This is a genomic window from Acinetobacter sp. F-1, from assembly GCF_022869025.1.
Lineage (GTDB): Bacteria > Pseudomonadota > Gammaproteobacteria > Pseudomonadales > Moraxellaceae > Acinetobacter > Acinetobacter pseudolwoffii.
Genome location: NZ_JAJKFX010000022.1, coordinates 20,839 through 27,095, shown reverse-complemented (window position 1 = coordinate 27,095; position 6,257 = coordinate 20,839). Strand labels below are relative to the sequence as shown.

At 42.8% G+C, this 6,257-nt stretch carries 8 protein-coding genes; 3 read left to right on the top strand and 5 right to left on the bottom strand.

Features of this window, described 5'->3' with window-relative positions; genetic code table 11:
• A partial coding sequence (locus LOZ91_RS14300; RefSeq protein ID WP_244783452.1) for a hypothetical protein occupies window positions 1-541 on the top strand: 541 nt, incomplete at its 5' end.
• A gap of 44 nt (window positions 542-585) precedes the next feature.
• Here the strand turns inward: LOZ91_RS14300 and LOZ91_RS14295 are convergent.
• A complete protein-coding gene (locus LOZ91_RS14295; protein WP_180001340.1) occupies window positions 586-1,506 on the bottom strand; it encodes a Dyp-type peroxidase in 921 nt (306 codons plus the stop codon).
• Between the two features lie 161 nt (window positions 1,507-1,667).
• Here LOZ91_RS14295 and LOZ91_RS14290 point away from each other — a divergent pair, with 161 nt between their 5' ends.
• A complete protein-coding gene (locus LOZ91_RS14290) occupies window positions 1,668-2,288 on the top strand; it encodes a LysE family transporter (RefSeq protein WP_180083381.1) in 621 nt (206 codons plus the stop codon).
• 328 nt (window positions 2,289-2,616) lie between these two features.
• Here LOZ91_RS14290 and LOZ91_RS14285 read toward each other — a convergent pair whose 3' ends face one another.
• From LOZ91_RS14285 to LOZ91_RS14270, 4 genes are read right to left on the bottom strand one after another with little or no spacing between them, the layout of a single operon-like run.
• Window positions 2,617-3,099, bottom strand: a complete 483-nt coding sequence (locus tag LOZ91_RS14285) for a DUF523 domain-containing protein (RefSeq protein ID WP_005094567.1) — start codon at window positions 3,097-3,099, stop codon at window positions 2,617-2,619.
• A gap of 3 nt (window positions 3,100-3,102) precedes the next feature.
• Entirely contained in the window at window positions 3,103-3,903 is an 801-nt protein-coding gene (gene znuB / locus LOZ91_RS14280; RefSeq protein ID WP_100329705.1) for a zinc ABC transporter permease subunit ZnuB, read from the bottom strand.
• Between the two features lie 3 nt (window positions 3,904-3,906).
• Entirely contained in the window at window positions 3,907-4,689 is a 783-nt protein-coding gene (gene znuC, locus LOZ91_RS14275) for a zinc ABC transporter ATP-binding protein ZnuC (RefSeq protein WP_244783451.1), read from the bottom strand.
• Window positions 4,671-5,168 carry a transcriptional repressor gene (locus LOZ91_RS14270; RefSeq protein WP_005173814.1) on the bottom strand — a complete coding sequence of 166 codons (498 nt, stop codon included), beginning with the start codon at window positions 5,166-5,168 and terminating at the stop codon, window positions 4,671-4,673. Before LOZ91_RS14270 ends, znuC begins: the two co-directional genes overlap by 19 nt.
• 146 nt (window positions 5,169-5,314) lie before the next feature.
• Between LOZ91_RS14270 and LOZ91_RS14265 the strand changes: the two genes are divergently transcribed.
• Window positions 5,315-6,151, top strand: a complete 837-nt coding sequence (locus LOZ91_RS14265) for a zinc ABC transporter substrate-binding protein (RefSeq protein ID WP_100329707.1) — start codon at window positions 5,315-5,317, stop codon at window positions 6,149-6,151.
• Window positions 6,152-6,257 lie beyond the last annotated feature (106 nt).

Below are 6,257 nucleotides of genomic sequence, written 5' to 3'. Positions count from 1 at the left end.
TCAATTAAATGAAAACTTAAAGTTAGGTTTGGTTGATTACGGTAATAAAAATAAAAAATATTCTGGTGGAAATTATATTATTAAAAGTTATGGTGTTGAGGTCTTTAATAATCAAATAGAATATACTTTGTTCCAAAGTACAGTGCCTTTAAAATCTAGTGTCGATTTAAAGATACTATATCAAGATGAAAAAATAGTAGCTTTTCGAACAAGAGAATTTAGTGAAATAGATTATGTGAAAAGAGCTTATAAAAAATTTAGTTCTAATATATTTATATATAATAAATTATCAAATTTAGTAGTCGAGGTTCCAGTAGTAGATTCTTCATCTAAGAGTTTAGAAAGTAATTATTTAAATATATTGGCTGGTGATAATTTTTCTTATTTTGTCAAAGAAAGAGAATATCTATATGAGGCGGATATTAGCGAAGGTAACGGTAAAATTAATAATTATAAATTAGTATTGAATTTAGAATTAAAATGTTTATTCTATACATTAGGTTGTGAAAATATAAATTCTAAGAAATTACTGAAAAAATAAGTTACTAGATTGCTACATCATTAATGTAGCAATCTTTTTTAACTTCACCCTTCCAAAACTTCTTCCAACAACTCTTCACTCGGTGCAAAGTAATATGCTCCATCCAGGGGAGTGACGAAGTGTAGCAAGCGGTCATGGATTCCATCGCCAGACGTACCAAACATACGCTCTAACATGGCATCAATAATAGTTAAATCTTTGGTATAGGCAATGAAGAATAGACCTTGGTCACCACGGCCATCACCATAAGGCAAAGAATGACGGAGAATCTCCATTTCTTCGCCTTCTTCATCTTCCACTACAGTACGTGCAACGTGAGCATTTGCCGGTTTAACCTCATCCTCCAGTTCAATCGATTCCAGTTTGGTACGACCCATCACTTGCTCTTGAGTATCGACTTTCAGCTTTTTCCACTTTTCCAGATCATGCGCATAACGCTGGGCAAAAATAAATGAACTATCTTGGAAAATGCCCGTATCTTCACCGAGTAATGCCACCTCAGCACGATCATCTGGGAATTGCGGATTTTCAGTGCCATCAATAAAGCCTGTCACATCACGGCCATCAAAATAGCGGAAGCAGACACGTTCATCCAGAACTTCAACCTGATCCTGAATCCCTTCAAAAAAAGCCTGACTTAAAGCAAAACAGATATCCGCCCGTGCACTGGCAATATGAATCAGAATATCTGCCGGAACAACCGGCATTGCAAATGAACCCTGAATCGGTTCAAGCTGTTTGAAACCCGCAGGGCTTTGTGAATAAAGTCTTGACCAAAGCTCAGGACCAAAAGCGACCGCTGTTTTAATTTGTGCTTGAGGATGTTGCGTAATCAGACGATCACGAGAAGTAAAAAGATGTTCTAATTTTTCTTTGAGTGCTTCAATATTTAAGTCTTTAAGACGCAATACAATAAAGCGAGCATGATCTGAGGGGAGGGGCAAGATTACCGATTGGGCTGTCATTCATGGCTCCTGTAATGATAAATCCTGTTTTTTAATGCACATATTGTGCCTGAAGCTCTGCAGAGTGAACAGTGCAGCGCCTTATATTTAAGCAATTTTTTAGCCTGAACCTATTGGATAAGTCCTATAATATTGTGCAAGTTTTCCAGAGTTGAATGTTCATGTCCTACCAAATGTGGTTTGCCTATATGCTGGCCTGTTGGGTGATTAGTGTTTCACCCGGTGCAGGAGCAATTGCCTCGATGTCGAGTGGGCTGAATTATGGTTTTCGACATGGCTACTGGAATGCACTGGGTCTGCAACTGGCATTACTGGTGCAGATTGCAGTGGTGGCAGCCGGAGTGGGGGTGCTGTTTGCGACCACGCCATGGGCATTTTTGGTGGTGAAATGGTTTGGTGTGGGCTATTTATTATATTTGGCTATTTTACAGTGGAAAGCGCCACTACAATCCATTGAAATTAAACATGAATTGGCACGTAAGTCTGCGGGGAAACTGGTTTTATATGGTTTCTTGGTGAATATGAGTAACCCCAAAGCCATTGTATTTTTACTGGCTGTATTGCCACAATTTCTGGATTTATCCAAACCACAATGGATTCAGTATGTGATTATGGCGCTGACCATGATCACGATTGATCTGATTGTGATGGCGGGCTACACGGGGCTTGCTGCAAAAGTTTTACGATTGCTCAAGTCACCAAAACAACAGAAAATTCTAAATCGTACATTTGCCGTATTATTCGGTTGTGCTGCTAGTTTGTTGAGTTTGGTACATCAATAACAGTATGGAATACATTTTTAAGTCTATTAATTGATTTTTAAGCGTATTTCATCTAGTTTGATCGCATGAAAACAACAATAGGCAAAGCAGCATGTCAACGCCATTATGGATTTTGATCTATGTCTTACACTGCATTTTAACCAAGTGGATTATTTCGTGGGGCGGGGCAGCATATATTAGAGGCTGGAAAACATGGTTTGTGTTTAACATATCTCAATCTGAAGAATGGACGAAAGATCAGGTAATTATGATGGCGTGGTTCTTTTGGATTGCATTCACGATTTTATTTTTGATTGGGCTGTTTAATCCTGAATTTCGCTTTTATAAATTAAAGAATAGTCTGTGATAATTGCGCCAAGAATTCATCTTCAGTCATCACAACAATGCCATGTTGTTTAAAGAGTGCAGCGGTAACACCATCGCCCTGAATTTTATGTCCTGAAAATGATCCGTTATAAATCAAATCACTACCACAAGAGGGACTGTGGGCTTTAAGAATTGCATGTGTGGCGTGAAAGTCTTGCGCAACTTTTAAAGCGAGATATGCACCTTGTATAAAAGCTTGAGAAACATCATTGCCTAGAATATCTATAACTAAAGATTTTTGCGCAAGTACATCTAAGCCTGAACCATTTTGAATTTCGGCAGGTGGACGTGGAATCGGTAGTCCACCTGAGATTTCAGGACACAGACTGATATATTGATTTGGAACTAAAGATTCGAGCACTTCTTTGACAAGGCAATCCTTGCCATCGTAACGAACTTTTTGACCGAGCAAACAGGCACTCACAAAGTAGCGTTTAGTCCCCATGTCCTAGCTCAGCTTTTTAAATTTTTGAAAGATAAACATCATTGCAAATAACACTGCCATGGTCAGCACAATGGTCAGCCCAGTTGAAGTATTAAGGCCTGCGCTCGACCAGAGGCCTACTGTCACACCAATCTGTGCAATCACGAATGCCCAGATCACCATTTGGCGTGGAGAGTTTGCCAAAAGGCGAGCAGTCAGAGCAGGAATAACCAACAATGCACCCATCAATAGGGAACCGACTGCACGTAAAGCCAGTACGGTAAACAGTGCCAATAGCAACATAAAGATCAGGCGTTGCCATTTGGCATTTACCCCTTCACTGACCGCCATATCCGGATCAATCGCGATCTGAATCTGGGCTTGCCAGCTTTTATATAAAACACCTAAGGCCAGAATGATCACAATGGCAAACGTGGGCAAGTCCGTCCAGGAAATGGTCAGTAGATCACCGAATAAATAGCTGAGCAGTTCAGGTCTTAAACTTGGTAAATGTTGAATAAACAATAAACCCGAGCAAAGTAAGGTCGCTGAACACAGTGCAAGCAGGGCATCATTGGGGAGGCGGGGATCATGTAGCACCCACAGAATGGCAACCAGCAATAATGCCAAGAAGGTCACGCCCATCCACAGCGGTAGACTTAAGGCGCCTGCAATCGCAACACCTAGTAAAGTACCATGTGCCATAGTATCAGCAAAAAACGACATACGACGCCACAGCATCAAGCAGCCTAGCGGTGCCGTCAGAAACACCAGTAGCGTGCCCATAATCCATGCAGGTAAAAGGAGTTGTAACCAATCCATCATGGTCTAAGCTTCCGGCTCGGGGTGAATATGAGGGCGCGTATCATGCTGACACGGCGTAGCAGAATCGCCATGCGCACAATGATCATGATGATGCTGATAAAACACCCGGTTGGTGCCAAAGATTGCCTTATATTCCGGATGCTGCTGCACGCTTTCCGGCAGGCCGCTGCAACAGATATGCTTGTTCAGGCACACCACCCGAGTCGTACCTTGCATCACCCATTGCAGGTCATGTGACACCATTAATACGGCACAGCCATATTTTTCCGGCAAGTTACGCACATATTCATACAGTTCAGCTTCAGATTGAATGTCCAGACCTTGCATCGGTTCATCCAGTACCAGAATATCGGGTTGGCGTAATAAGGCCCGTGCCAAGAGCACCCGCTGACGCTCACCGCCTGAGAGTTGTTGAACTTTGGAATCTTGCAGTTTACTAATGCCAGTATCGCGAATAATTTCGGTTTTGATTTTGGATGGGCATTTTTCCAAAGCCAATAAGTCTTTTACACGCAGTGGCAGACTATGCGATGGATTGAATTTTTGCGGCACATAAGAGAATTTCAGTTTACGTGCAGTTTTGATCTCACCGGATTGCGGTTTCAAGATGCCGAGCATGACTTTAATTAAAGTCGACTTGCCTGCACCATTCGGGCCAATTAGCGTGACAATCTCTTTTTCTTGCAATGAAAAATCAATGGCTTTTAAAATATCACGCTCATCAATCTTGACCCAGATCTGGGAGAGCTGAATCAGGGGGAAGGCACTTAGGCTTTGTTGCGACACTGCTGACAGATTCCTGAAATTTCAATAATGCTGTGATGTGCGCTAAAGTCATCCGAGCTTGCAAGTGCATCAAGTTGGTCAAGCAGACCTTGCGCTGATGCTTCTGTCACCGCTTTACATTCAGTACAGATTAAAAAAGCCGCCTGATGTCCTTCACGTGGATGGCAACAAGGAATATAGGCATTGATCGAGGTCAGGCGGTGAATCAGCCCTTTACCCAATAAAAAATCCAAGGTTCGGTATACCGTAGGTGGCGCCGCAGGACGATCACTGGCATTTTTCATTTGTGCCAGTAAATCATAAGCCCCCATCGGGCCAGTCGCATTTAAAATGAGTTCCAGCACTTCTTTACGCAAAGGGGTAAGGCGTGCGCCTGTTGCTGCACAAAGACTTTCCGCTTCAGCAAGACGTTGTGCGACATTGGGATGGTCGTGCACGCCGTGCAATGCGTTGTGGTGTTCGTGCGAACAAGAACCCATAGTTCACCTCAAGTGCGAAACTGAAAATTAATAGATTTCAAATCTTAACATGAAGCGTTCAGAGTTTCGATTGGGCATAGGTATTTTTGTATTTTTGTTATATTATAACACTTACTAATTTTCTCGTTTTTAAGTGATTTCTACTCATGTTCCGTCTCCTTGCAATGGGTCTTTTGGCTTTGTTCAGCACACTCAGTTGGTCACAAAGTCTGGTGGTCTCGACTCAGCCGATCTATCTGATTGCCAAGAAAATTACCCAGGGCGTGGAACAGCCGACTTTATTACTGGCCAATCAGAGCGGACATGATGTCAGTCTGACCCCGGCACATCGTAAAATCATTCAGGATGCCGGTCTGGTGATCTGGTTGGGTCAGGCGCATGAAGCACCGCTGGCCAAAGTGCTGAATGACAGTCATAAAGGTATCGCTATTTTGGAATCCGGTATTTTGACCACATTGCCGATGCGTAACCCGCGTGGTGAGGCCTTAAAAAATACGGTAGATACGCATGTCTGGCTCGATCCAAACAATGCCGTAAGGATTGGCTTCTTTATTGCGGCGCTGCGTTCGCAACAATTGCCGGAGAACCGTGAACTGTACTGGAAAAATGCACGCGACTTTGCGCAAAGCATGTTTGCGACGGCCCAGCGTTATAGTTCCAGCACTAAAGCCAAAGCTTACTGGTCGTATCATGATGCCTATCAATATCTGGAACGTCCCTTGAATCTGAAGTTCATGGGCGCACTGACCGATGATCCACATGTCTCGCCAACTGTGGCACAAATCAAGTTCTTACAGGATCATCGCCCACAGCCTAAAATGTGCCTTCTGGCCGAAGGTCATGCCAGTGAAAATCAGTACCGAAAACTGAAACCGGTGGTGTTTCAGCATGTCGATGAAAGCATGAGCGGGGCAGGGGACTTTGTGCAAGCCTGGCAGCAATTAGCAGCAGAAACCCAGAAGTGCGTATTAAATGCACGCTAATGATTTAAAAAATAGACAGATTTTGATTAGTTTAACAGCATTGCCCCGATTTAAAAAAACACGACTAAGGTCGGGAAAAGATTGCATGTTCAGGGGTGTAACTCTA